Annotated in this window: 21 protein-coding genes and 1 tRNA gene; 17 read left to right on the forward strand and 5 right to left on the reverse strand. The window is 67.3% G+C overall.

Annotated features, from left to right (window positions below; all coding sequences use genetic code 11):
* Positions 1-181 precede the first annotated feature (181 nt).
* The 5 genes from MKI84_RS00005 (at position 182) to MKI84_RS00025 (ending at position 2,461) form a co-directional block, all read left to right on the forward strand.
* A tRNA-Lys gene (locus MKI84_RS00005) sits at positions 182-257 on the forward strand.
* A gap of 145 nt (positions 258-402) precedes the next feature.
* Positions 403-591: a hypothetical protein gene (locus tag MKI84_RS00010; protein ID WP_241615930.1), complete on the forward strand. Its 189-nt coding sequence runs from the start codon at positions 403-405 to the stop codon at positions 589-591.
* A gap of 69 nt (positions 592-660) precedes the next feature.
* Positions 661-906, forward strand: a complete 246-nt coding sequence (locus tag MKI84_RS00015) for a hypothetical protein (protein ID WP_241615931.1) — start codon at positions 661-663, stop codon at positions 904-906.
* A 94-nt stretch (positions 907-1,000) separates the two neighbouring features.
* Complete coding sequence (locus MKI84_RS00020) at positions 1,001-1,894, forward strand: transglutaminase family protein (RefSeq protein ID WP_241615932.1); 894 nt, start codon at positions 1,001-1,003, stop codon at positions 1,892-1,894.
* A 93-nt stretch (positions 1,895-1,987) separates the two neighbouring features.
* Entirely contained in the window at positions 1,988-2,461 is a 474-nt protein-coding gene (locus tag MKI84_RS00025; protein WP_241615933.1) for an HXXEE domain-containing protein, read from the forward strand.
* A gap of 24 nt (positions 2,462-2,485) precedes the next feature.
* Here the strand turns inward: MKI84_RS00025 and MKI84_RS00030 are convergent, their stop codons facing one another.
* Positions 2,486-3,583, reverse strand: coding sequence for an alkene reductase (locus MKI84_RS00030; protein WP_241615934.1), 1,098 nt, complete (start codon positions 3,581-3,583; stop codon positions 2,486-2,488).
* 186 nt (positions 3,584-3,769) lie between these two features.
* Here MKI84_RS00030 and MKI84_RS00035 point away from each other — a divergent pair, with 186 nt between their 5' ends.
* From MKI84_RS00035 to MKI84_RS00080, 10 genes are all read left to right on the forward strand, one after another.
* On the forward strand, positions 3,770-4,228 hold the full coding sequence (locus tag MKI84_RS00035; protein WP_241615935.1) for a MarR family winged helix-turn-helix transcriptional regulator: 459 nt from the start codon (positions 3,770-3,772) through the stop codon (positions 4,226-4,228).
* Positions 4,229-4,239: 11 nt separating this feature from the next.
* The gene (locus tag MKI84_RS00040; protein ID WP_241615936.1) at positions 4,240-5,400 is read left to right on the forward strand and encodes an HlyD family secretion protein; all 1,161 of its coding nucleotides are present in this window, start codon (positions 4,240-4,242) and stop codon (positions 5,398-5,400) included.
* A gap of 136 nt (positions 5,401-5,536) precedes the next feature.
* Positions 5,537-7,108 carry a DHA2 family efflux MFS transporter permease subunit gene (locus tag MKI84_RS00045; protein ID WP_425353775.1) on the forward strand — a complete coding sequence of 524 codons (1,572 nt, stop codon included), beginning with the start codon at positions 5,537-5,539 and terminating at the stop codon, positions 7,106-7,108.
* Positions 7,109-7,212: 104 nt separating this feature from the next.
* On the forward strand, positions 7,213-8,505 hold the full coding sequence (gene pncB / locus MKI84_RS00050) for a nicotinate phosphoribosyltransferase (RefSeq protein ID WP_241615937.1): 1,293 nt from the start codon (positions 7,213-7,215) through the stop codon (positions 8,503-8,505).
* A gap of 399 nt (positions 8,506-8,904) precedes the next feature.
* Positions 8,905-10,287: an SH3 domain-containing protein gene (locus MKI84_RS20595; RefSeq protein ID WP_281063176.1), complete on the forward strand. Its 1,383-nt coding sequence runs from the start codon at positions 8,905-8,907 to the stop codon at positions 10,285-10,287.
* Positions 10,288-10,428: 141 nt separating this feature from the next.
* The gene (locus MKI84_RS00060; protein WP_241615938.1) at positions 10,429-11,424 is read left to right on the forward strand and encodes a Gfo/Idh/MocA family protein; all 996 of its coding nucleotides are present in this window, start codon (positions 10,429-10,431) and stop codon (positions 11,422-11,424) included.
* 14 nt (positions 11,425-11,438) lie between these two features.
* On the forward strand, positions 11,439-12,605 hold the full coding sequence (locus tag MKI84_RS00065) for a DegT/DnrJ/EryC1/StrS family aminotransferase (RefSeq protein ID WP_241615939.1): 1,167 nt from the start codon (positions 11,439-11,441) through the stop codon (positions 12,603-12,605).
* A gap of 205 nt (positions 12,606-12,810) precedes the next feature.
* On the forward strand, positions 12,811-14,346 hold the full coding sequence (murJ, locus tag MKI84_RS00070; RefSeq protein ID WP_241615940.1) for a murein biosynthesis integral membrane protein MurJ: 1,536 nt from the start codon (positions 12,811-12,813) through the stop codon (positions 14,344-14,346).
* Positions 14,347-14,495: 149 nt separating this feature from the next.
* Complete coding sequence (locus MKI84_RS00075) at positions 14,496-15,692, forward strand: efflux RND transporter periplasmic adaptor subunit (RefSeq protein WP_241615941.1); 1,197 nt, start codon at positions 14,496-14,498, stop codon at positions 15,690-15,692.
* Positions 15,693-15,709: 17 nt separating this feature from the next.
* A complete protein-coding gene (locus tag MKI84_RS00080) occupies positions 15,710-18,874 on the forward strand; it encodes an efflux RND transporter permease subunit (protein WP_241615942.1) in 3,165 nt (1,054 codons plus the stop codon).
* 80 nt (positions 18,875-18,954) lie between these two features.
* On the opposite strand, the gene MKI84_RS00085 is transcribed toward MKI84_RS00080, so the two are convergent.
* Positions 18,955-19,575, reverse strand: coding sequence for a helix-turn-helix domain-containing protein (locus MKI84_RS00085; RefSeq protein ID WP_241615943.1), 621 nt, complete (start codon positions 19,573-19,575; stop codon positions 18,955-18,957).
* Between the two features lie 209 nt (positions 19,576-19,784).
* On the opposite strand from MKI84_RS00085, the gene MKI84_RS00090 reads away from it, so the two are divergent.
* On the forward strand, positions 19,785-20,798 hold the full coding sequence (locus MKI84_RS00090) for a threonine ammonia-lyase (RefSeq protein ID WP_241615944.1): 1,014 nt from the start codon (positions 19,785-19,787) through the stop codon (positions 20,796-20,798).
* An 18-nt stretch (positions 20,799-20,816) separates the two neighbouring features.
* On the opposite strand, the gene MKI84_RS00095 is transcribed toward MKI84_RS00090, so the two are convergent.
* From MKI84_RS00095 to MKI84_RS00105, 3 genes are all read right to left on the reverse strand, one after another.
* Entirely contained in the window at positions 20,817-21,875 is a 1,059-nt protein-coding gene (locus tag MKI84_RS00095; RefSeq protein ID WP_281063177.1) for a glycosyltransferase family 4 protein, read from the reverse strand.
* Positions 21,875-22,681 (reverse strand): UDP-2,3-diacylglucosamine diphosphatase, encoded by an 807-nt coding sequence (locus MKI84_RS00100; RefSeq protein ID WP_241615945.1) that lies wholly within the window; start codon positions 22,679-22,681, stop codon positions 21,875-21,877. The genes MKI84_RS00095 and MKI84_RS00100 overlap by 1 nt, the downstream gene beginning before the upstream one ends.
* 139 nt (positions 22,682-22,820) lie before the next feature.
* A complete protein-coding gene (locus tag MKI84_RS00105; RefSeq protein ID WP_241615946.1) occupies positions 22,821-23,414 on the reverse strand; it encodes a LysE family translocator in 594 nt (197 codons plus the stop codon).
* Positions 23,415-23,616: 202 nt separating this feature from the next.
* Between MKI84_RS00105 and MKI84_RS00110 the strand changes: the two genes are divergently transcribed.
* Positions 23,617-24,465: a fumarylacetoacetate hydrolase family protein gene (locus tag MKI84_RS00110; RefSeq protein ID WP_241615947.1), complete on the forward strand. Its 849-nt coding sequence runs from the start codon at positions 23,617-23,619 to the stop codon at positions 24,463-24,465.
* The last annotated feature ends 46 nt before the right edge of the window (positions 24,466-24,511 follow it).

Below are 24,511 nucleotides of genomic sequence, written 5' to 3' on the forward strand. Positions count from 1 at the left end.
CTCTCGCCGCACTCGCCCTCATCGTCGTGCTGCTCCCATCCGTCCGTAAAAAACGCGAGGAAGCCTTCCAGGAATAATGTGAAGAAAATGACGGAGGGTGCGGGCGGGTATGGACAGGCCCGAATCCCTCTGCTACACGACCGCCACTTGCCGAGGCGATGTTTCGCCAAGCAACCCGGTCGGGCGCATAGCTCAGTTGGTAGAGCAGCTGACTCTTAATCAGCGGGTCCTAGGTTCGAGCCCTAGTGCGCCCACCATTTCCTGGTGGTACTGACCGATCAAGCCCCGCGGCACTTTCTGCTGCGGGCCTTTGTGTTTTCGGCACTGGAAAGTTCCACTCGCGTCGCGTGCCGCAACTCTTGCGCTACCTGCGAAGGATACGTCGTCATCGACAATTCATCGATGCTTTGCGCTCATTGCCTGCGCTGCGGCCGCCGCTCCGTCGTGGGCCGTTCCAGCAACGCGCTGCTCGCCGAGAGCGAGGATGGCAAGCCGCGCCTGCGCTGCGACATGTGTGGCGGGCGCAATGTGAAGCTGTTCCAGGCGCAGGGCCCGGTGGAGATGCTCGCCTTCCTGTCCGGGCGTCTCTGACGTCGCGGTGAACGATTCCCCCGCTCGTGCGTTACCCGGTCGGGATCGTGACCTCGAGGAGAGCGGGACATGGCGACGCGTGCACGCGGAATCGACCTTTCAGCAGCGGATAAGGCCGGCATCAGCCCGGCGGGCAAACACACCCGCGCCCGCGCGGCCCGCATCCCGAACGCGGACGCCGACGCGCTGACCGCCGATGCGATGGCGGAGCCTTTCACGGCCGAACCCGTCACGGGCGAGCGGCGCTATTCTTTTAACGCCCTGCTGACGATCGGCATTGCCGGCTTCCTCCTTGGCCGCCTGTGCTCGCGCTGATCGCGTCGGCGCCGACCGGGGTCGCTGATCGGCAACCATCCCAACTCGACGACCTCAACTACAGGCGGGGCCGAACCCCGCCGGAAAGCACAATATGCAAACCCTCAATGTTCGCCACGTCACGCATTACAACTATGCCAACCCGGTCGAGTTTCAGCCGCACCGGCTGATGCTGCGCCCGCGCGACAGCCATGATCTGCGCCTCGTCGCCGCGGAACTGGTGATCTGGCCCCCCTGCAAGACGCGCTGGCTGCACGATGTGTTCGGCAATTCCGTCGCCATCGTGGATTTTCTGGAGCCCTCCAACGAGTTGCGCATCGAGAGCGTGCTGACGCTGGAGCGCTACGGCATGGGCACCCTGTCTTTCGAGCTGGAGGAATCGGCGACCAGCTACCCGTTCGTCTACTCCTCGGACGACCGCACCGATCTTGGCCGCATGCTGGACGGTCATTACCCCGACCCGACCGGCGAGCTTCAGGCTTGGGCCAAACAGTTCGTCGCCGGCCGGCCGACCGACACGATGGCGCTGCTGACCGACATCAATAACGGCATCCATCAGGGCTTCGCCTATCAGGTCCGCCACGAGCAGGGCACCCAGCCGCCGCTGGAGACGCTGCGCCTCGGCACCGGCTCCTGCCGCGACTTCGCGCTGCTGCTGATCGAGGCGGCGCGCGCGCTCGGCTTCGGGGCGCGGTTCGTCACCGGCTATCTCTACGATCCGGCGCTGGACGGCGACGGGCCGCAGGCCATCGGCGCGGGCGCGACCCATGCCTGGGCCGACATCTACCTGCCGGGCGCCGGCTGGATCGAGTTCGACCCGACCAATGGCACCATCGCCGCCGACAATCTGATCCGCGTTGCGGTGACGCGCGATCCGAGCCAGGCGGTGCCGGTGGCCGGCGGCTTTACCGGCCTGGTCGGCGACTATCTCGGTATGACGGTCGATGTGACCGTGCGCCAGCAGCAGCCCGAGGCGATCGCGGCCTGACGGGACGCGATAGCGGCGCCGGCGGAATTGACGCCGCCGGCCCGCCATGGCTCGATGCGCCTTCGCGGAGGGTAGAGCCATGACGTTCGGGGCATGACGGTCGAGATCTGGGCCTGGCTCGCGCTCGCCGCCTACGCCATTCATATTCTTGAGGAGTTCTCGCTCGATTGGCGCGGCTGGGCGCGGGAGGTGCTGAACCTTCCCGTCGAATGGCCGGATTTCTACGTGACCAATGCCGCCGTGATCGTGGTGGGTCTGGTGCAGGCCAATCTGAGCTATCTGCTGCCGGTGATTCCGCTCAGCTTCGCGGTGCTGATGCTGATCAACGCCACTTTCTTCCACGTCGTGCCGATCTTCGCAGCGCAGGGGCGGTTTTCGCCCGGTGCCATCACGGCGGTGCTGCTGTTCTATCCCGTCGGCATCGGCATGTTTCGCGCCGCCAGCGCTCAGGGGCTGCTGAACGGGTGGACGCTCGGCTTCGCCATTGCCGGGGGCGTGGCGCTGATGGCCTTCCCGATCCTGCTGCTCAGGCTCAGGACACTGCCCTATTTCCGGCAGTCGCCCTGAGCCAGTCGCATAAACCGGCGCCGGTCAGCCCGCGGCGGCGTCCAGCGTGGGATAGGTGGTGTAGCCCTGCTCGCCGCCGCCATAGAGGCGATCGCGGTCGAGTTCGTTGAACGGGCCGCCGCGCGTCAGGCGCGCCACCAGGTCCGGGTTGGAGATGAACAGCTTGCCGAACGCTACGAGGTCGGCCTTGCCGTCGGCAATCACCTTGTCCGCCATGGCACGGTCATAGCCGTTATTGACCATCCAGGTGCCGCTGTAGCGGCGGCGCAGCGCCTCGAAGTCGAAGTCCGGCGCAATGTCGCGCGGGCCGCCGGTGGCACCCTCGATCATGTGGACATAGACCGGCTTCAGCTCTTCCAGCACGTCGAGCACATGGTTGAACAGCGCCTGCGGGTTGCTGTCCGAGAGGCCGTTGGCCGGCGTGACCGGGGAGAGGCGGATGCCGGTGCGCGCGGCGCCGATCTCGCCGATGATCGCGGCGGTGACCTCCTTGAGGAAGCGGGTGCGGTTCTCGATCGAGCCGCCATAGGCGTCGGTGCGCTTGTTGGCGCCGTCACGCAGGAACTGGTCGATCAGATAGCCATTGGCGCCGTGGATCTCCACGCCGTCGAAACCGGCCTCGATCGCCTTGGCGGCCGCCTTGCGGAAGTCGTCGACCACGCCAGCAATCTCGGAAAGCTCCAGCGCGCGGGGCTCGTCGACATCGTGGAAGCCGTTATTCACATAGGTCTTGGTCTCGGCCCGGATCGCTGACGGGGCGAGGGGGGCGGCGCCGCCCGGCTGGAGCGAGCGGTGCGAGACGCGCCCCACATGCCAGAGCTGGACGAAGATGCGCCCGCCGGCGGCATGGACCGCCTCGGTGATCGGCTTCCAGCCGGCGACCTGCGCGTCGGTATAGACGCCGGGCGTGTCCTGATAGCCCTGCGCGGTGTCGGAGACCTGGGTGGCCTCGGTGACGATGAGGCCGGCGCTGGCGCGCTGGCGGTAATATTTCACGGCTAGCGGATTGGGCACCAATCCGGCGACGGCGCGGTTGCGCGTCAGCGGCGCCATGACAATGCGGTTCGACAGGGTGAGGTCGCCGAGACGATAGCTGTCGAACAGCGAAGGGGTCGTGGACATGTCTGAAATCCTGGAAGTTGCGTTGTGGCCTGACATAGGTGTCCCGCTCCATCCTACTAGTGCGTCGCGCGCGATATTGCTGACGGTTTCGCCCTGCGCATTGCTGGTATGCCCGACATGCATGGCCTATGGTATGGCAAGTTATCATAACGTTGCTTATCATATGTCGCGTTAGAGGATGCCGTTATGCCTTTTCCCGATGACGTTCTGACCCTGCTGCACGAAGTGGCGCACCTGATGCGGATCCGCTTCGATCAGCGTGCGCGGGCGTTCGACATGACGCGTGCCCAGTGGGTGCTGCTCATCAAGCTGGAGCGCCAGCCGGGAATGACCCAGAACGAGCTTGCCGCGCTGGTGGAGGTGGAGCCGATCACCGTCGCGCGCCTCGTCGACCGGCTACAGGCGCGGGGCTTCGTCGAGCGGCGCCATGATGCCAACGACCGGCGGGTCTGGCGGCTTCACCTGAAGCCCGAGGCCGATCCGATCCTCAAGGAAATCGCCGTGGTGCGGCGCGAGATGATGGCGGAGCTGCTGGGGGACAATCTTCCCCCCGAGACGGTGGCCGCCATGGAGGCCGCGCTGCGCCTGATGAAATCGAACCTGGTCGAGGGCGGGCGCCGCTTCCCCCTCGATGCGGCATCGTGAAGAGAACGATCATGCTCGACCGCACCAAGAACCCGCCCGACATGCCCGAAGCCGCTGCCGACGAGGCGTCGCGCCTCGCGCCCGAATTGCCCGCCGCCGTCGACAAGCCCGCGTCCCCTGTCTCGCGCCGCCGTCGCCTGCGGCTGCCGCTGATGCTCGGCGGCGTGGCGCTGGTCGCCCTCGGCGCCGGTTATGGCTGGCTGAGCGGCGGGCGCTATGTCTCCACCGACGACGCCTATATCCGCGCCGCCAAGCTGATGGTCTCCACCGACGTCTCCGGCCTCGTTTCCGAGGTCGATGTCCATGAGGGCCAGACGGTCAAGGCCGGCGACGTGCTGTTCCGGATCGATCCCCGCCAGTACGAGATCGCGCTGCGCAACGCGCAGGCCAATCTCGAAGAGGTGAAGCTCGACCTCGAAGGCCGCAAGCTCGACTACCAGCGCATGCTGAGCGACATCGCCGCCTCCGAGGCGACGCTGAACAACGACCAGGCTACCATCGAGCGCTACAATGTGCTGGTGAAGGACCCAGCCGCCCTGTCGCGCGCCAGCTATGATCAGGCCCGGTTCACGCTCGATGCCGACAAGGCCAAGCTGGACTCGCTGAAGCAGCAGGCGGCGGTGCAACTCGCCAAGCTCGGCGGCAATCCCGATTTCGATGTCGAGACCCACCCGCTCTATCTTCAGTCCAAGGCCAGCCTCGACGAGGCCCGCCGCCAGCTCGACCATACGACCATCCGCGCGCCGTTCGCCGGCACGGTGACCGAGGTCGATAACCTCCAGCCCGGCCTTTATCTGGTCGCCACCACGGCGGCGCTGACCAATCAGGGCGCGGTGGGGCTGATCTCCGACGACAAGGTGTGGATCGACGCCAATGTGAAGGAGACCGACCTCACCTATGTGAAGCCGGGCGACGCGGTGAGCGTCACCGTCGACGCCTACCCGGACCATGACTGGAAGGGCACGGTCGGCAGCATCGCCCCGGCGAGCGGGGCCGAGTTCTCCATTCTCCCGGCGCAGAACGCCAGCGGCAACTGGGTGAAGGTCGTCCAGCGCGTGCCGGTGCGCGTGCTGGTCGAGCGCCGCGACACCGATCCCCCGCTGCGCGCCGGCATGAGCGTGGTGGTCGATATCGACACCGGCCATTCGCGCAAGCTGACCGACATTCTCTGATCGCTACCGGCCGCCCCATCGCCCCCCGCGGGCGGCCGGAGCGCGGCGGACGAGAGGGCACCGACCCGAAACCGGACCCTCTCGTCCGTCGACCCCACCACGGCATGCGACCGCCGGCTCGGCCGCGGAGTGCTCGATGATGAACGCCACTACCGCTCCCGCCGCCATGGCGGCACCGGACGCGACAAGTCCCGGCCTGACCCGGACCCTCGTCACCGTCTGCGCCATGATGGCGACGCTGATGCAGGCGCTCGACGCCACCATCGCCAATGTCGCGCTGCCCTATATGCAGGGCTCGCTGGCGACCACGGCCGACCAGATCACCTGGGTGCTGACCTCCTACATCGTCGCCGCCGCGATCATGACCGCCCCGGTGGGCTGGCTCTCGGCCCGGTTCGGGCGCAAGAGCGTGTTCATCGTCAGCCTGGTCGGCTTCACCGTCGCGTCCATGCTGTGCGGCGTGGCGCAATCGCTGACCCAGATGGTGCTGTTCCGTCTCGCGCAGGGCGTGTTCGGCGCGGCGCTGGTTCCGCTGTCGCAGGCCACCATGCTCGACCTCTATCCCGAGGAGCAGCGCGGGCAGGCCATGGCGGTCTGGGGCATGGGCGTGATGCTCGGCCCGATCCTCGGCCCGACGCTCGGCGGCTGGCTGACCGACGCTTATAATTGGCGCTTCGTGTTCTACGTGAACCTGCCCTTCGGCGTGCTGGCGACGGCCGGCCTCGTGCTGTTCCTCAAGGACAGCAAGCGCAACGACGCGCTGCGCTTCGACTGGACCGGCTTCGGCGTACTCGCGCTCGGCATCGGCGCGCTGCAGATGATGCTGGACCGCGGCGAGCAGAAGGACTGGTTTTCCTCGACCGAGATCATCGCGGAAGGCGTGCTGGCCGCGCTCGGGCTCTATCTGTTCACCGTGCACATGATCACGGCGGAGAAGCCATTCCTCAGCCCGCGCCTGTTCAAGGACCGCAATTTCGCGGCAGGGCTCGTGATTATGTTCGCCATCGGCATGGTGCTGCTGGCGACCTCCGCGCTGCTGGCGCCCTACCTCCAGAATCTCGGCGGCTACCCGGTGCAGACCGCGGGCTTGCTGATGGCGCCGCGCGGTTTCGGCACCATGATGGCGATGATGGTGGCGGGCCGCATCATCTCGCGGGTGGAGCCGCGCCTCATCATGCTGCTGGGCCTCGGGCTGATCGCCTGGAGCCTCTACGAGATGACCGGATGGACGCCGGATGTGAGCACGCGCGAGCTGGTGTCGAACAGCATCGTGCAGGGCGCCGGGCTGGGCTTCGTGTTCACCCCGCTGACCGTGACCGCCTTCGCCACGCTGGCACCGGAACTGCGCACCGACGGCACCGCCCTGTTCAGCCTCGTGCGCAATGTCGGCAGCGCGATCGGGGTCTCGATCACCTCGTTCCTGCTGTCGCAGAACACGCAGATCATGCACGCCGCGCTGGCGGAATATGTCACGCCGTTCAACCGCATGCTGCAAAGCGGCGGCGCCTTCCAGTTCTGGAACATCGCCAGCCCGGGGACGCTGGGCGCTCTGAACGCCGAGATCACCCGGCAATCGGCCGTCATCGCTTATGTCGACGACTTCAAGTTCATGATGCTGATCACGCTGCCCACCGCGCTGCTGCTTCTGCTGATGAAGGCACCCGCCCGGCAGAAGCCCGGCGAGGGGCATGTCGAGGTGCTGGACTGATCGAGGGGCTGGACCAATTCTCAAGTGAGCCCGCCGGGCGCGCGGGCCGGGACGTCGGCGTTACGATCGGCTAGAACGGGGGCGAAGCAGTCAGGTTTCCCCGCATGATCGACATCGCCACGCGCGTCTACAACCACACCTGGAAGATCGACCCGATCGTGCGCTCCGTGCTCGACACGGATTTTTATAAACTGTTGATGGCGCAGACGATTTATCGCCGCCATTTCCAGACCCGCGTCACCTTCGGCATCATCAACCGCTCCTCTCATGTGCGGATCGCCGATTTTGTCGACGAGGGGGAACTGCGCGAGCAGCTCGACCATGTACGCGGCCTGTCGCTGACGCGGGGCGAGTCCACCTGGCTGCGCGGCAACATGTTCTACGGCAAGCGTCAGATGTTCTCGCCCGACTTCATCGCCTGGCTGGAGGGCTTCCGTTTCCCGGCCTATCACCTCGAAAAGCGTGACGGCCAATATGAGCTTACCTTCGAGGGGCCGTGGATCGAGACCACCATGTGGGAGGTCCCCGCGCTCGCCATCATCAACGAGCTGCGCTCGCGTGCCGTGCTGCGCACCATGGGGCGGTTCGAACTCCAGATCCTCTATGCCCGTGCCATGGCGCGGGTCTGGGCCAAGGTGGAGCGGCTGCGGGCGCTGGGCGGAGCGAGCGTTGCGGATTTCGGCACGCGCCGCCGCCACGGCTTCCTGTGGCAGGACTGGTGCGTGCAGGCGATGATGGAAGGGCTCGGCGAGCGCTTTCTCGGCACCTCGAACTGCCTGATCGCGCTGCGTCGCGAGGTGGAGGCCACCGGCACCAATGCCCATGAGTTGCCCATGGTCTATGCCGCGCTGGCGAAGGGCGACGAGGATCTGGCGCAGTCGCCCTATCGCGTCCTTGCCGACTGGCAGCAGGACTATGAAGGCAATCTCCGCGTCATTTTGCCCGATACCTTCGGCACCACCGGCTTTCTCCGGCACGCGCCGGACTGGGTGGCGCGCTGGACCGGCATCCGAATCGACAGCAAGGAGCCGATCGAGGGCGGCGAGGAAGCGATCGCCTGGTGGCGCGCACGCGGGCAGGACCCCACCACCAAACTCGCCATCTTCTCCGACGGTCTCGACATTGACGACGTGGAGCGCATCTACCGCCATTTCCACGGTCGCATGCGCATGGGCTTCGGCTGGGGAACATTGCTCACCAACGATTTCCGGGGGTTCGCGCCGGGCGGCGCGCTCGACCCGATCTCCATCGTCTGCAAGGTGATTTCCGCCGATGGCCAGCCCACTGTGAAACTCTCGGACAACCCGACCAAGGCCATGGGGCCGCCCGAGGCGATCCAGCGCTACAAGAAAATTTTCGATGTCGAGGAGCAGGAGCGCCGGGCCGTTCTGGTGTGAGGCCTGGCGGCCTGCCGGGGCGGGCCGGACGAAGGTGCCCGGGTGATGCTGGGGCCGAGGATGGTGGAAAGCGGCGCAGAGTTGCCGCAATCGGTGGGCAAGGTGAAAAATAAGGCGTGTGTCTTTCTTGCATCAAGGCGTTCTGTGCCGGTAATGTACCGCAATATGACGTGATGCAGGGGATGCCCGCACGAGGAAGCGGCCGCTGGTGGCCGCCGCAGAAAGTTGGAAGTACCGCATGCGAAGTGCTGATCGCCGCGAGACCGAGGAAACTGGCAGGGGCATCGCAGCATGCCGCAGGTCGTTGGCCCGCTCCGGCACTGGCTCTTTCCCGGCAGTCTGCCGCACGACGGGGCGCTTCCAGTCCCAGCCGTTGCATCAGGTAGGGTGATCGGCAGCATGTCGATCTCATCTCAGGAGCCGCGTGGGTCTGGGCTCTCGACGTCGCTCGTCAGCGATTTCCGCGCCATCATGAGCGCGCTGGAGCAGCAGCGCGCGGCCGAGGCCGCCCCCGCATCGGCCGACAACGATTCGCCGGCCGATGAAGCCGCCCCGGCGGCGGCTTACGCGCCCGGTGAGGATTCCGCGGAGCCCGCACCTCTGGCGCCGGCCGACCCGGCCCCCCAGCCAGGCGAGCTTCCCGCATCCGCCGCTCAACCACCGGCGCCCGCCGAGACGGCGCTCCCGATTCGCGTCGCCCCCCGCCGGCCGGTGCTGCCGGAGCGCGCGCCGCCCAAGCCGTTCTCCGAAGTCCGCGGCATGATCGCGGCCCTCGGTCAGGTCGACGGCATGATCCCGGCGCGCCGTACGTCCGAGCCGGCGTCTCCGTCCACGCCGAACCCGGCATCCAGCTCCGACGCCGCAAATCCGCCGCGCCGCCGGGCCTTCGGCGCCGCCGCCACCGGTGAGGGCGAACCCGCTGCCCGCCGCCGCCGAACGGCGTCCAAAGATGTCATCACATGGCAGCGTCTCGGCGTGCTCGCCGTGTTCATCGCCGTGGTGGGTGGTGGCCTGTCGATGCTGCAATCCGTCGTCGGACGTGACGAGGCCACGGTCGCGCCGGAAGCCATCGGCAACGCCGCGATCGCCAGCGTCGCCCCGGCACAGGCCCTGCCCATGGCGATGCCCGCGCCGGAACCCGCGCCTGTCACGGTCGCGAAAACGGCCGCGGAGACCGCTTCTCTCGCCATTGCGACGGCGGTTGCCGCGCCTTCCGCCGGGGCCACCCCGGTAGCGCCCGTCGCCCTTCTGAGCGCCGACCCGCCCGGTACCGAACCCACGAGCGGCTTTGCTCCCGCGCTGCCCGCCTCGGTGAGTGCCTTCGCCGCCCCCGAAGCTTCTGCGGCCGCCGAGGCGCATGTGACCCTGCCCAAGCAGGCTCCGCTGCCGCCGCCCGCGCCCGTCAAGCAGGTCGCCGCCGTCGATCCGGAGGCCACGCCCGCCGCTGACACGCCGCCCCCGGCAGCACGCGCCGCTGCCGCGCCGGCGACGCCGGAGGCTTCCGAGCCCGGCGCGCCGTTCGGTGGCGAGCCTGTCGGCACCGTCACGATCCGCCGTCCGGTGACCATGCGTGCGGCGCCGAAGAAGGGCTCCGCCGCCATCGGCAACATTCCGGCGGGCCATGAGGTGGAACTGATCGCGTGCACGCAGTGGTGCGAGGTCATTGCCGATGGCAAGCGCGGCTTCGTCTACAAGAGCTTCGTGGGCGCGACCGCAGCGACGGCCGGCGGCGCCGAGGCCGCAGACGAGGGCGAGCCCGAGGCTGAGCCCGACACGCCCTGAGCGTCGAGGCGCGCCCCGGCGGTGGTAACATCCTGAATCAATTATTGAAGGCTCGCCGGTGACGAATGGATCACTGCGCCTCGCCACGTCCGGGAGCGCATGTTAGACCCCGGCCACTGAAAGTCGTGAAGGATCGGACAAATGGCGAATAGCGCGAGCGAGCAGGCCCCGGCAGCAATCCGTGTCGGCGTGCTCGGTGTCGGCGTGATGGGGTACAATCATGCCCGCGTGCTGACCGACCTTCCGGGCGCCGAACTGGTGGCGATCTGCGATCCCGACGAGGTGCAGCGCAACAAGGCGGCCGGCATGCTCGGCTGCGCGGCGGTCGGTTCGCTGGACGAATTGCTGGCGCTCGGCGTCGAGGCGGTGGTGATCGCCGCGCCGACTCATCTCCACCACGATATCGCCATCGCCGCTATCGCTGCCGGGCTGCATGTGCTGGTCGAGAAGCCGATCGCCCCGACGGTTGCCGAGGGCGAGGCCATCGTCGCGGCGGCCCGCGCGCGCGGCGTCGCGCTGATGGTCGGCCATGTCGAGCGCTTCAACCCCGCGGTCGAAGCCATCAGCAAGGCGATCAAGGGCGAGGAAATCCTGTCCATCGGCATCACCCGCGTCGGGCCGTTCCCCCCGCGCATGTCCAATGTCGGCGTGGTGATCGACCTTGCAGTGCACGACATCGACCTGATCTGCCATTTCACCGGCTCGCACATCACCGAGGTGCAGCCGCAGGTGAAGGCGGCGGTGGCCGAGCGCGAGGACATCGCGCTGCTGCAGTTCCGCACCGCCAACGGCGTGCTGGCGCACATCAACACCAATTGGCTGACGCCGTTCAAGGCGCGCACGGTGCATGTCGCGACCCGCAATAAATACGTCATCGGCGACCTTCTGACCCGTCAGGTCACCGAGTGCTTCGACTACCGCCCCGATGGCAGCTACAGCATGCGCCATTTGCCCGTGGCCTATGCCGAGCCGCTCCGCGTTGAACTGACCCACTTCCTGCAGGCGATCCGGGGCGAGAAGCCGCCGGCCGTCAGCGGCGAGGATGGCGTCGTCAGCATCGCCACCGCCATTCGCTGCCTCGAAGGTCCGGAGGCTGCGCCGGCCGTCGCGCCGACCCTCGTCCGCGCCGCCGGCTGAGCCAAGGATAGACCATGAACTCCCATGTGAAGACCGAGAGCGCGGCGAACCTCGCGCCGATCCCGTTCATCGACGTTGCCTCGCAGCGCGCGCGGCTTGGCTCGCGCATCGACGACGCGGTGACGCGTGTGCTGAACCATTGCCGCTTCGTGAACGGCCCCGAAGTTCAGGAACTTGAGGAGAAGCTCGCGGCTTTCGCGGGTGCCAAGCACGCCATTTCCTGCTCCAGCGGCACGGATGCGCTGGCGATGCTCCTGATGGCCTGGGGCGTGAAGCCCGGCGACGCCGTGTTCTGCCCGGCCTTCACCTTCTGCGCCACCGCCGAGGTGGTGCCGTGGGTCGGCGCGACGCCGGTCTTCGTCGACGTGCTGCCCGATACGTTCAACATGGACCCGGCCAGCTTGGAGGCCGCCATCGAGGTGGCCAAGCGCAATGGGCTCACCCCGCGCGTCGTGGTGCCGGTCGACCTGTTCGGCCAGCCGGCCGACATGGACGCCATCGACGCCATCGCGGAGGCGCATGGGCTGAAGGTGCTGTGCGACACCGCGCAGGGCTTCGGCGCGACCTGGAACGGCCGGCGCACCGGCTCGTTCGGCGACGCCAGCGCCACCAGCTTCTTCCCGGCCAAGCCGCTCGGCTGCTTCGGCGACGGCGGTGCGGTGTTCACCAATGACGACGAACTGGTGCCGGTGCTGAAAAGCGTGCGTGAGCACGGGCAGGGCGTCGACAAGTACCAGAACGTGCGCATCGGCATGACCGGCCGGCTCGACACCATCCAGGCCGCGATCCTGCTGCAGAAGCTCTCGATCTTCGACGACGAGATCATGGCCCGCCAGAAGGTCGCCGAACGCTACAGCGAGGCGCTGAAAGACGTGTGCATCGTGCCGGCGGTCGATCCGCGCGCGACCTCGGTCTGGGCGCAGTACACGATCCGGCTGCCGGAAGGCGTGCGCGACGGGCTCGGCGCGGCGCTGCAGAAGGACGGCGTGCCGACCGCTGTGTATTACCGCCTGTCGATGCACCAGCAGCCGGCCTACAAGCACTACCCCTCGGCCGGCAACGGCCTGCCGGTGTGCGAGCGCCTGTCCGGCGAAGTGATCAGCCTCCCGATGCACGCCTATCTCGACGAGCCGACGCAGGATCGCGTGATCGCCGCGGTGCGCCGCGCGCTGGGCAAGTAGACGCGCCGGGGAAGCCTCTCGTCGGTAAGGCGACGAGGGGCGTCTGTTCGCGTATGACGGTATTGGCGCGGCACTCCCGCTGCCGTCGCTCGGAATCGACCTCGCCATGGCCGACTCCGTGAGGACGTCTCCTTATCCCGACCGGCTGGCGGGGAAGGGCGGGCTTGGCTAGGGTCCGGCACCCTTAAGGCTCGGCAGACGCCCCATGATTCGTTCCATCTTCTCGGTCGGCGGCTGGACGCTGCTCTCGCGCCTCACCGGCTTCGTGCGTGACATCGTCATGGCGGCGGTGCTGGGCGCGGGGCCGGTGGCCGATGCGTTCTACATCGCGTTCCGCCTGCCGAACCATTTCCGCGCCATCTTCGCGGAAGGCGCGTTCAACACCGCCTTCATCCCGGCCTATGCCCGGGTGAAGACGCAGGAGGGCGACGCCCGGGCTGGGCTGTTCGCCGGCGAGATTCTCACCGGCGTGGTGATCGTTCAGGCTGCGCTGCTGATCTTCGCGCTGGCGGCGACCGGCTGGGTGGTCGGCACGCTGGCGCCGGGCCTGTCGGCCGATGCCGAGCGCTATGAACTCACCCTCGGCTTTACCCGCATCACCTTTCCCTATCTCGGGCTGATCGCCCTGGTGACGCTGGTCGGCGGCGTGCTGAACGCCAATGAGCGGTTCTGGGCCGCCGCCTCGGCGTCGATCCTGCTGAACGTCGCCATGGTCGGCACGCTGAGCGTTGCCGGGCTGTTTCCCACTGCCGGCGACGCGGCGGCCTGGGGCGTGCTGATTTCCGGCTTTCTCCAGCTCGGCCTGCTGGTGTTCGATGCCGAGACCCATGGGCTGGGTCTGCGCTTCGCCCGTCCGCGCCTCGACCCCGAAATGCGCAAATTCCTGATCGCGCTCGGCCCGGCCATCATCGGTTCGGCCGGCGTGCAGCTCGCCCTGTTCGCCGACACCATCATCGCCTCCTTCCTGCCGCAGGGAGCGATCGCCGCGCTGTTCTATGCCGACCGCATCAACCAGTTGCCGATCGGCGTGATCGGCATCGCCGCCGGCATCGTGCTGCTACCGGAAATGTCGCGACGCATCGCGGCGGAGGACGAAGAGGGCGCCCGCCACGCGCAGGCACGGGCGATCGAACTCACCATCCTGCTGGTGCTGCCTTTCCTCGCGGCGGTGCTGACGATCCCCGAAATCATCATGCGCGGCCTGTTCCTGCGCGGCGCCTTCACCGGGGAGGCCGCTGCGGCGGCCGGCGCGACGCTCGCGGCCTATGGCGTCGGCCTGCTGCCCTTCGTGGTGATGCGCGCGCTGATGGCGCCGTTCTATGCGCGCGGCGACACCCGCACCCCGGTGGTGGCGACGCTGGCGGCCGCTGCCATCAACATCGCGCTCAAGCTCTGGCTGATGCACGATTTCGCGCAGGTCGGGCTGGCCTTCGCCACCTCGGTTGGCGGCTGGATCGGCGTCGGCCTGCTCATCCTGCTGGCCTACCGTCGCGGCTACGGGTGCGGCGATGCGGCGCTGCTCGGCATGCTGCCGCGCTTCCTGGCCATCGTCGTTGTCCTCGCCTTGACGCTGCTGGGTGCCGCGTGGGCCGGCGAGGTAATGTTTGCCGGGCTTTCGACCCTGAGAAACGAAGCCCAACTGGCATTGTGCATCGCAGCAGGAGCGCTGGTCTATGGCGGGCTGTGTCTCGCTTTGATTGGCTCCAAACGTATGAAGGCGCTGGTTCGCGGTCGCGGCTGAGGCGGTTTTGCTCCCATTTTATTGCTTACGCGGTGCAACAAAGTTGTGCTAGGTCGCAGGAATGGAGCGTGGCCCGGGCGGGTCGGATCGCGCGCCGAGCTTCGGATGGGGCATCCAGGCTGATAGTGTATCTATCTCGGAGTCGGTTCATGTATATCCCGTTGCCGCGCGCTGCCTTTCTCATTTCCGTTGCCGCCGGCCTCACTCTCGCCGGTTGTTCGGAACCCCAGCAGCAGGCTCAGCAGGCCCCCCCGCCGCCGAGCGTGACCGTTGCCAAGCCGACCACGCGCTCGATCACCGATTTCGACGAATATGTCGGCCGGTTCCAGGCCATCGACGAAGTTCAGATCTATGCCCGCGTCTCGGGCTACCTGCAGACCATCGATTTCAAGGACGGCGAACTGGTGAAGCAGGGCGAGCTCCTCTTCACCATCGATCCGCGCCCGTTCCAGGTGGCGCTCGATCAGGCCAAGGCCAATCTGGCGCGCAGCCAGGCCGATCTCGACTTCGCGCAGTCCGACCTTGAGCGCGCGCAGACGCTGATCCAGGACAAGACCTCGACGGTCATCTCCAAGCAGACCTTCGACCAGCGCCTGCAGAGCGAGCGCTCGGCGCGCGCCAGCGTGGCCGCCGCGCAGGCCGCCGTCGACGCCGCCGCTCTCGACCTCGACTTCACCAAGCTGAGTTCTCCGGTCGCCGGCCGCATCGGTGACCGCAAGGTGTCGGTGGGCAATCTCGTCACCGGCGGCGCCGGCGGCACCAATACCAACACGCTGCTCGCCACCGTGGTCTCGCTGGACCCGATCTATTTCGAGTTCACCTATGACGAGGCCTCCTATCTGCGCTACCAGCAGATGGCGAAGGCGCTGGGGCAGACCGGCTCCATTCCCGTGCGCGTCGGCCTGATCAACGAGAAGGGCTTCCCCCATGAGGGAACGCTCGACTTCGTGGACAACCAGATCAGCCGCGAGACCGGCACCATCCGTGGCCGCGCGACCTTCAAGAATCCCGATGCGGCCTTCACGCCCGGCATGTTCGGGCGCATCGAGGTGCCCTCGTCGGCGCCGCACGACGCGCTCCTGGTGCCTGATGTCGCCATCGGCACCGAGCAGACCCGCAAGTTCGTCTACGTCATGCAGCCCGGCGACGCGCCGCAGGCGCCGAAGATCACCTATGTCACGCTCGGCCGGCAGTTCGACGGCCAGCGCGTCATCACCTCCGGCCTCAAGCCGGACGATCTCGTCGTGGTCAACGGCCTGATGCGGATCCGGCCCGGCGCACAGGTCGTCGGCAAGCTTGAGCAGCCCGCCAATCCTGCCGCTCCTGCCGCCCCCGCCGCGAACTGAACCGGGAGGCCGATTCCATGCGCTTCTCGCATTTCTTCATCGATCGCCCGATCTTCGCCGCCGTGCTGTCCATCGTGGTGATGATCCTGGGCGGCGTCGCCTTCGTCGCGCTGCCGGTCGCGCAATATCCCGATATCGCGCCGCCGGTGGTCAACGTCACCGGCCAGTATCCCGGCGCCAGCGCCGAGACGGTGGCCGACACCGTGGTCGCGCCCATCGAGCAGCAGATCAACGGTGTCGAGGGGATGCTCTACATCTCCTCCAACTCGTCGGCGGATGGGCGTTTCTCCATCGCCGTCACCTTCGATATCGGCACAGACCTCGATATCGCGCAGGTTCAGGTTCAGAACCGTGTCGCGACCGCGACCCCCCGCCTGCCGCAGGACGTGCAGCAGATCGGCGTGACGGTGGCGAAGTCCTCGCCCGATATCCTGATGGTGGTGAGCCTGTTCTCGCCGGATGATACCCGCGATTCCCTGTTCATCTCGAACTACGCGAACCTGCAGATCAAGGATCAGCTCCAGCGCGTGCCGGGCGTCGGCTCGATCACCGTGTTCGGCTCGCGCGATTACGCCATGCAGGTCTGGCTGGACCCGCAGAAGCTGGAGGCGCTGAGCCTCACCGCGACCGACGTTACCGCTGCGCTCCAGGCGCAGAACCTCCAGGTCGCTTCCGGCGTGCTCAACGCGCCGCCGGTGGAGAAGCAGCTCGCCTTCCAGGTCGCGGTGCGCACGCTGGGTCGCCTGTCGACGCCGGAGGAGTTCGGCAACATCGTGGTGCGCCAGACCGGCGACGCCGTGGTGCGGCTGCGCGATGTCGCGCGCATCAATATCGAGGCGCAGGACAATTCCTCGATCTCCTATTTCGACAGCAAGCCTTCGGTCGCGCTCGGCATCTTCCAGCTTCCGGGCTCGAACGCGCTGGCGACCGGGCAGGCGATCGAAGCGGAGATGGTGCGGATCGCCAAGAGCTTCCCGCCCGGCGTGGTCTATTCGACCGCGTATAACCCGACCCAGTTCATCGCCGAATCCGTCACGGCGGTGGAGCACACCATCTTCGAGGCGATCATCCTCGTGGTGGTGGTGGTGGTATTGTTCCTGCAGTCCTGGCGCGCGGCGATCATCCCGATCCTGGCGATTCCGGTCTCGCTGATCGGCACCTTCTTCATCATGAGCCTGTTCGGCTTCTCGCTGAACAATCTGTCGCTGTTCGGCCTGGTGCTGGCCATCGGCATCGTGGTCGACGACGCGATCGTGGTGGTGGAAAGCGTCGAGCACAATATCTCGACCGGCCTGAGCCCGCGCGACGCGGCGTACAAGACCATGGACGAGGTGGGCGGCGCGCTGGTGGCGATTTCGCTGGTGCTGGCCTCCGTGTTCATCCCGTCGGCCTTCATCACCGGCATCTCCGGCGAGTTCTACCGCCAGTTCGCGCTCACCATCGCGGGCTCGACGCTGATCTCGCTCCTGGTCTCGCTCACCCTGTCGCCGGCCATGTGCGCGCTGCTTTTGAAGCCGCACGCGAAGGACCATCGGCCGGCGTGGTATGCGCGCCCGTTCGTCGCCTTCTTCCGCATCTTCAACAAGGGCTTCGACGGCCTGTCGCGCGGCTATGGCTGGCTCACCGGCAAACTGGTGCGCATCGCCGTCGTGGTGCTGCTGGTCTATGTCGCGATCCTCGCCGGCGGCTTCAAGCTGTTCACCATGACGCCGCAGGGCTTCATCCCGGCGCAGGACCGCGGCTATCTCATCGTCGCGGCGCAGCTTCCCGGCGGTGCCGCGCTCCAGCGCACCAATGAGGTGATGCAGCGCGCGGCGGAGATCACGCTCAAGACGCCCGGTGTGGCCCATGTGGTGAACATCGTCGGCTTCTCCGGCGCGACCTTCACCAACGCGCCCAATGCCGGCGCGATGTTCGTCATCCTCGGTCCGGCGGAAGAGCGCGCCAAGCATCCCGGCCAGTCGGCCGCCGCGATTCAGGGGCAGCTCTTCGGCAAGCTGGCATCGATCGAGGAAGCGTTCATGATCGTGGTCATGCCGCCGCCGGTGAACGGCATCGGCAATGCCGGCGGTTATCGCATGATGATCGAGGATCGCGGTGGGCGCGGCTATGAGGCGCTGCAGGGCGCGGTCTATGCCATGATGGGACGCGCCAACCAGACGCCGGGGCTCAAGCAGGTCTACTCGCTGTTCGAGACCTCGACGCCGCAGCTCTTCCTCGACATCGACCGCACCAAGGCGCAACTGCTCGGCGTGAACATGGCTGACGTGTTCGCCACGCTGCAGACCTATATCGGCTCGTCCTATGTGAACGACTTCAACCTGTTCGGCCGTACCTACCGCGTGCAGGCGCAGGCGGATGCACCGTTCCGGTTGACGCCCGAGGACCTGCTGCAATTGCGGGTGAAGAATGCGAGCGGCGAGACCGTGCCGCTCGGCTCCTTCACCACGGTGCGGGACATTTCCGGCCCCTATCGCGTGCCGCGCTACAATTTGTATCCCGCCGCCGAGCTCGACGGCGATACGATGCCGGGCGTCTCGCAGGGGCAGGCGATCCAGCTGATGCAGCAGATCGCGGCCGAAACCCTGCCGGATGGCTTCGCCTATGAATGGACGGCGCTGGCCTACCAGCAGATCCGGGCCGGAAATACCGCCGTCTTCGCCTTCGGGCTGGGCGTGGTGTTCGTGTTCCTGGTGCTGGCGGCGCAGTATGAGAGCCTGACGCTGCCGCTCGCGGTGGTGCTGATCGTGCCGATGTGCCTGATCGCCGCTATTGCCGGTATCCTGTACCGCGGACAGGACAGCAACATCCTCAGTCAGGTCGGCTTTATCGTACTGATCGGCCTCGCGGCGAAGAACGCGATCCTTATCGTGGAATTCGCCAAGCAGCTCGAAGATCGCGGCGAGGATCGTTTCACCGCCGCGACCCAGGCCGCGCAGCTTCGCCTGCGCCCGATCATCATGACCTCGCTGGCCTTCATCCTCGGCGTGGTGCCGCTGGTGATCGCCACCGGTGCGGGCGCCGAGCTGCGCCAGTCGCTGGGCACGGCGGTGTTCTCCGGCATGATCGGCGTGACGTTCTTCGGCCTGCTGTTCACGCCCACCTTCTATGTGGTGTGCCGCTGGCTCGCGAGCTTTGGCGAGCGGCGCCGCGCGCGGGCGGTTGAAACCGCCCCGCACTGACGGCACGCTTTCCCGGACACGAAAAAGGCGCCGCATCCCCCGATGCGGCGCCTTTCGCTTATGTGGGCGAAGCGCCCCGTTCAGTCCAGCACGGCGGCCTTCAGCAGGCACACCATGGTGGCGTGGGCGGTCGCGCCGCCCTTGTTGCGGATGACGTGGCGGCGGTCGCAACGATAGCGCAGCGTCTCGCCGGCGCGGGCGGTCTCCACCACGTCCGCGCATTCGACCTCCAGCTCACCCGACAGTACCGAAAGGCACTCGATCGAGCCGCGCTGGTGCCCGTCGGAGACCAGCTCGCCGCCCGGCTCGGCGACGAAGTCGAACCATTGCAGCCATTCCACCGTCTTGATCCAGCCGGTAATAGTGAGCCGGCACTTGCCGTCTTCCGACACCAGGATGGGCGTGTCGGCGCGGGTCAGGTGCTCGACGAAGGGCTCGTCGTCGGTCGCCGCGAGAAAGCGTTCGATCGACACATCCAGCGCCTGCGACAGCCGCCAGACGGTGGCGAGCGTCGGGTTGGTCTCGTTGCGCTCGATCTGGCTGATGATCGACTTGGCGACGCCGGATTGCTCGGAGAGTTCGGAGAGCGAGAGATTATAGGTCTTGCGCAGTCGCTGAATGGTGCGGCCAAGCTGGCCGGTAATGGCCTGCGCACCGGCTTCCATGCCGCCACGGTCGAGAAAGCGTGTGCGGCCTGACATGCCGGCTCCTGCTCAGATTACGGGAATGACGAGTTGTAGGTCGAGCCGCCCCACGGAGGCAAGGGACGCGGCGAGCCGGTTCGCGGCGCAAGGCAGGGGACGCATCGCTGTCGGTCGAGCCGGGCTATGCACGCGCGGCCACGAATGTGCCAAGATGGGCATCCGATATGCCGGCAACGGCGCACGCGCCCCCAACAATGGTGACCACCATGGCGACCTCCCTCCCGGCCGGCTCCGTGCCGGTCCTTCCGACCGTCGACGACATCGCCTCGGCCGCCGAGCGCCTTGCAGGCGTTGCGGTGCACACGCCGCTGGTGTCGTCCGCGCGGCTCGACGCGATCACCGGCGGTCGGGTGTTCCTGAAGCCGGAGCCGCTGCAGCGCACCGGCTCTTTCAAGTTCCGCGGCGCCTATAACCGCATCTCGCGCATTGCCGAATCCGAGCGCGCCGGCGGCGTGGTCGCCTGCTCCTCGGGCAATCACGCGCAGGGCGTGGCGGCGGCGGCGACGCTGATGGGCATGCGCTCGGTCATCGTCATGCCGAAGGATGCGCCCGCGATGAAGAAGGCGCGCACCATCGCCTTTGGCGGCGAGGTGGTCGAATACGACCGCGAGAGCGAGGACCGCGACGCCATCGCCGGCAGCATCGCCCGCGAGCGCGGCGCGATCTATGTGCCGCCCTATGACGATTTCCACATCATCGCCGGGCAGGGCACGGTCGGCTACGAGATTGCCCAGGATCTGGAGACTCTCGACATCGCGCCGGATGTGGTGATCGCCAACACCTCGGGCGGCGGGCTGATTTCCGGCATCGCCCTCGCCATCAAGGCGCGGTTTCCCGAGGCGCGGGTGATGACCGCCGAGCCGGCCGGCTTCGACGATCATGCGCGCTCGTTCCGCTCCGGCGGGCGCGAGCGCAACAACCGCGTATCGGGTTCGATCTGCGATGCGCTGATGGCGGCGACGCCGGGTGAGCTGACTTTCGAGATTACCTCGCGCATCGTCGGCGAAGGGGTTTCCGCGACCGACGAGGAAGTGGAGCGCGCCGTGGCCTTCGCCTTCGAGGAGCTGAAGCTGGTGGTTGAGCCCGGCGGGGCGGTCGCGCTGGCCGCCGTGCTGGCGGGCCGGGTCGATCTGCGTGGCAAGGTGGCCGCTGTGGTGCTCTCGGGCGGCAATGTCGATGCGGCGGTGTTCAACCGCTGCCTCGCGGCCGGCCGGGCCTGAGCGCCCGGCGCCGCCGCATCAGCACGCGGCGGCGAGCGGCGGCAGGCCGGCCTGGCGGGCGGTCTCGATATTGTCGAGGAACTGCTGCGTGCAGGCGCGCCAGCTATATCCCAGCGCGAACTGGCGGGCGTCGGCGCGGTCGATCTCCAGCGCCGCCAGCGCCGCCGCGCGCAGATCGGTATCGAGCACCCCGACCGGCCGGTCGGCCGGGGCGGCGCCGATCACGTCGCGCGGGCCGGTGACGGGAAAGGCCGCGACCGGCACGCCGCTGGCCAGCGCCTCCAGCAGCACGATGCCGAAGGTGTCGGTGAGGCTGGGAAACACGAAGACGTCGGCGCTGGAATAGACGCGCGCCAAGTCCTCGCCCTCCTTCATGCCGAGGAAGCGCGCGGCGGGATGCCTGGCCTCCAGCTCCGCGCGGGCCGGGCCGTCGCCGACCACGACCTTGGTGCCCGGCAGGTCCAGCTCCAGAAAGGCGCTGATGTTCTTTTCCACCGACACGCGGCCGACATAGAGGAACACCGGCCCGGGAAAATCCAGCGCGGGATCGGCGATCTCCTCCCGTGTGCGCGGGCGGAACAGCGTGGCATCGACCCCGCGTGACCATGGCAGGATATTGCGGAAGCCGCGCCCGGCCAGTTCGGCCCGCAGCGTGGGGGTCGAGACCATGATGCCGGCGCCGGCATTGTGGAAGCGGCGCAGCCACGCATAGGACAGGCGCTCGGGCACCGGGGCGCGGGCGGCGAGATATTCCGGGAAGCGCGTGTGGTAGCTCGTCGTGAAGGTGGCCCCGCGCGACAGGCAGATGCTGCGGGCGCGCAAGCCGATCGGGCCTTCGGTGGCGATATGCACGAGGTCGGCGCCGATCTCATCCATGCGCCGCGCGATCATGGAGCGGGTGGCGAGCGCCAGCCGCACTTCAGGATAGGTCGGCATCGGTATGGTGCGGAAGTCGCCCGGTGTCAGGAAGTCGATCTGCGCACCGAGTTCGCGCGCCTCGCGGGCGGTGTGCTGGAGCGAGCGGACGACGCCGTTGACCTGCGGTGTCCAGGCGTCGGTCGCGATGAGGATACGCATCAGGCGGCGGCTTTCGGGCTTTCCAGCAGCAGGGGCGCGCTGGTGCGGGCGCGGGCGACGCGCGCCCAGTCGACGATCTCGAAGCGGCCGTCCTCATGCTCGACGATGGCGGTGCAACTTTCCACCCAGTCGCCGCAATTGAGGTAGCGCACGCCGAACTGGTCGTGCTGGGCGGCGTGGTGGATGTGGCCGCAGATCACGCCGTCCACCTTGTGGCGGCGGGCCTCGGTGGCGACCGCTTCCTCGAACCGGCCGATGAAATTGACCGCATTCTTGACCTTCAGCTTCGCCCACTGGCTCAGAGACCAATAGGGAAAGCCGAGTTTGCGGCGGATCCAGTTGAGGTAGGTGTTGAGCCCGAGCGCGGCGGTGTAGGCGCCATCCCCGAGGAAGGCGAGCCAGCGCGCGTGCCGCACCACCACGTCGAACACGTCGCCATGGATGACGAGGTAACGCTTGCCGTCGGCGGCTTCGTGGATCGCGGTTTCCACCACCTCGATGCCGCCGAAATGGCTGCCGTAATAATCGCGGAGGAATTCATCGTGGTTCCCCGGCAGATAGACGATCCGGGCGCCCTTGCGGCCCTTGCGCAGCAGCTTCTGCACCACGTCATTATGGGCCTGCGGCCAGTACCAGCCCGAGCGCAGCCGCCACCCATCCACGATGTCGCCGACCAGATAGAGCGTGTCGGCGTCATGGTAGCGCAGGAAATCCAGCAGCAGGTCGGCCTGGCACCCTTTGGTGCCGAGATGGACGTCGGACAGGAACAGGCTGCGATAGCGGCGTGCATCCGGCGCGTCACTCATTTCGGAGGAACTCCCCGCCATGGTCGCGAAAGACGTGTCCTCGAAAGGCACGCGTCCGAGTGGGTCCGAAGATGGGTTCATGCCCCCATAATCCCGACTCGGATCACGCTTTTATGACATGTGCCCCACGGCACCCGTTTCAGACGAACAGCATGACCACGCTGGCGGCCACCAGCGCGGCCATGGAGCGATTGACGATGCGCTGCTGACGGGGCTCGGAGAAGGCGCGGGCGAGCATCACGCCGAAACCTGCCCAGAGCGCCAGCGCCGGCAACGTGACGATGCCGCACACCACCGCGATCACCACCACCTCGGTTACCAGATCGCCACCGATGGTGGTGAAGGCCGGGACGATGCTGAGCGCGATGGTCCACGCCTTGGGGTTGACCCATTGGAACAGGGCGGACTGCAAAAGCGTGAACGGCTTTTCAAGCGCAGTGCCGCCTGCCGTCCCGCCGGCATTGGCGATCTTCCAGGCGAGGAACAGCAGATAGCCGGCGCCGGCGATCTTCAGTGCGGAATGCAGGAAGGGCAGGGCGGTGAAGATGGCGCCCAGGCCTAGCCCCACCGCCATCACCATCACCGTGAAACCGACCGCGACGCCCCAGATCTGCGGCAGGGTGCGGCGGAAGCCGAAGGCGGCGCCGGAGCCGGCCGAGATCATGTTGTTGGGTCCCGGCGTGACGGCGCCGGCGATCGCGAACAGGAACAGCGAGAGGATCTGGACGGTCACGGCGATCTCCCGAAGTGCTTTGGTCAGCATTGCTGACGTTGTTGCGTCTACAGCTACAGCCGGGTCGCCGCGCTTGCAACCCGAAACGCCCGTGCGCTGCGTGGTGGCAATCTGGCGCGGCTCCCTTGCCGTCCGGGAGGTCGCGGCGAATACTCCGCGTCGAATCTCCCCCCAACATCGTTCCAGCACCCGAGGACAAGATATGAAGCTCGTGCGTTTCGGCGCTCCCGGCGAGGAGAAGCCCGGCCTGATTGATGCGGACGGCATCGTGCGGGACCTCAGCGCCATCGTGCCGGATATCGGTGCAGACACGCTCTCGCCGGCCGGCATGGCGGCGCTCGCGGCGCTGTCGCCGGCCGCGCTGCCGGCCGCGCCCGCTGGCGTGCGGCTGGGCCCCTGCGTGGCGCGGCCCGGACATTTCATCGCGGTCGGGTTGAATTATGCCGACCATGCCGAGGAAGCAGGCATGGCGATTCCCGCCGAGCCGGTGCTGTTTTCCAAGGCGCCGAACTGCATCGTCGGCCCGAATGACGACATCATCCAGCCCCGGGGCTCGACCAAGCTCGACTGGGAGGTCGAACTCGGCATCGTGATCGGCAAGACCGCGCGTTACATTGAGGAGGCCGACGCGCCGGCCCACATCGCCGGCTTTTGTCTCGCCAACGACGTCTCGGAGCGCGCCTTCCAGATCGAGCAGGGCGGGCAGTGGATCAAGGGCAAGAGCTGCGAGACCTTCGGTCCGCTCGGTCCGTGGCTGGTCACGCCGGACGAGATCCCGGACGTGCAGAACCTTGCCATGTGGTGCGACGTGAACGGCGAGAAGCGCCAGCGCGGCTCGACCCGCACCATGATCTTCAACGTGAATTTCCTGGTGGCCTATATCAGCCAATTCATGGTGCTGGACGTCGGCGATGTGATCATCACCGGAACCCCGCCCGGGGTCGGGCTGGGGATGAAGCCGCCGGTCTATCTCAAGCCGGGCGATGTGGTCACGCTCGGCGTCGAAGGGCTGGGCGAGCAGCGCCAGAACGTGGTGGCCTTCGCCGGCTGAGGGCCGGCGGGAGGAGCGGGGGCACCCGGTTGCGGCTGCCCCCGTG

The sequence above is a fragment of the Ancylobacter gelatini genome, from assembly GCF_022601675.1.
Lineage (GTDB): Bacteria > Pseudomonadota > Alphaproteobacteria > Rhizobiales > Xanthobacteraceae > Ancylobacter > Ancylobacter gelatini.

What these genes read in the sequence shown, in the direction of transcription:
- MKI84_RS00010 (WP_241615930.1), top strand. Translation starts at nt 403, where the DNA reads ATGCTTTGCGCTCATTGCCTGCGCTGCGGCCGCCGCTCCGTCGTGGGC.
- MKI84_RS00015 (WP_241615931.1), top strand. Translation starts at nt 661, where the DNA reads ATGGCGACGCGTGCACGCGGAATCGACCTTTCAGCAGCGGATAAGGCC.
- MKI84_RS00020 (WP_241615932.1), top strand. Translation starts at nt 1,001, where the DNA reads ATGCAAACCCTCAATGTTCGCCACGTCACGCATTACAACTATGCCAAC.
- MKI84_RS00025 (WP_241615933.1), top strand. Translation starts at nt 1,988, where the DNA reads ATGACGGTCGAGATCTGGGCCTGGCTCGCGCTCGCCGCCTACGCCATT.
- MKI84_RS00030 (WP_241615934.1), bottom strand. Translation starts at nt 3,583, where the DNA reads ATGTCCACGACCCCTTCGCTGTTCGACAGCTATCGTCTCGGCGACCTC.
- MKI84_RS00035 (WP_241615935.1), top strand. Translation starts at nt 3,770, where the DNA reads ATGCCTTTTCCCGATGACGTTCTGACCCTGCTGCACGAAGTGGCGCAC.
- MKI84_RS00040 (WP_241615936.1), top strand. Translation starts at nt 4,240, where the DNA reads ATGCTCGACCGCACCAAGAACCCGCCCGACATGCCCGAAGCCGCTGCC.
- MKI84_RS00045 (WP_425353775.1), top strand. Translation starts at nt 5,537, where the DNA reads ATGATGAACGCCACTACCGCTCCCGCCGCCATGGCGGCACCGGACGCG.
- pncB (WP_241615937.1), top strand. Translation starts at nt 7,213, where the DNA reads ATGATCGACATCGCCACGCGCGTCTACAACCACACCTGGAAGATCGAC.
- MKI84_RS20595 (WP_281063176.1), top strand. Translation starts at nt 8,905, where the DNA reads ATGTCGATCTCATCTCAGGAGCCGCGTGGGTCTGGGCTCTCGACGTCG.
- MKI84_RS00060 (WP_241615938.1), top strand. Translation starts at nt 10,429, where the DNA reads ATGGCGAATAGCGCGAGCGAGCAGGCCCCGGCAGCAATCCGTGTCGGC.
- MKI84_RS00065 (WP_241615939.1), top strand. Translation starts at nt 11,439, where the DNA reads ATGAACTCCCATGTGAAGACCGAGAGCGCGGCGAACCTCGCGCCGATC.
- murJ (WP_241615940.1), top strand. Translation starts at nt 12,811, where the DNA reads ATGATTCGTTCCATCTTCTCGGTCGGCGGCTGGACGCTGCTCTCGCGC.
- MKI84_RS00075 (WP_241615941.1), top strand. Translation starts at nt 14,496, where the DNA reads ATGTATATCCCGTTGCCGCGCGCTGCCTTTCTCATTTCCGTTGCCGCC.
- MKI84_RS00080 (WP_241615942.1), top strand. Translation starts at nt 15,710, where the DNA reads ATGCGCTTCTCGCATTTCTTCATCGATCGCCCGATCTTCGCCGCCGTG.
- MKI84_RS00085 (WP_241615943.1), bottom strand. Translation starts at nt 19,575, where the DNA reads ATGTCAGGCCGCACACGCTTTCTCGACCGTGGCGGCATGGAAGCCGGT.
- MKI84_RS00090 (WP_241615944.1), top strand. Translation starts at nt 19,785, where the DNA reads ATGGCGACCTCCCTCCCGGCCGGCTCCGTGCCGGTCCTTCCGACCGTC.
- MKI84_RS00095 (WP_281063177.1), bottom strand. Translation starts at nt 21,875, where the DNA reads ATGCGTATCCTCATCGCGACCGACGCCTGGACACCGCAGGTCAACGGC.
- MKI84_RS00100 (WP_241615945.1), bottom strand. Translation starts at nt 22,681, where the DNA reads ATGAGTGACGCGCCGGATGCACGCCGCTATCGCAGCCTGTTCCTGTCC.
- MKI84_RS00110 (WP_241615947.1), top strand. Translation starts at nt 23,617, where the DNA reads ATGAAGCTCGTGCGTTTCGGCGCTCCCGGCGAGGAGAAGCCCGGCCTG.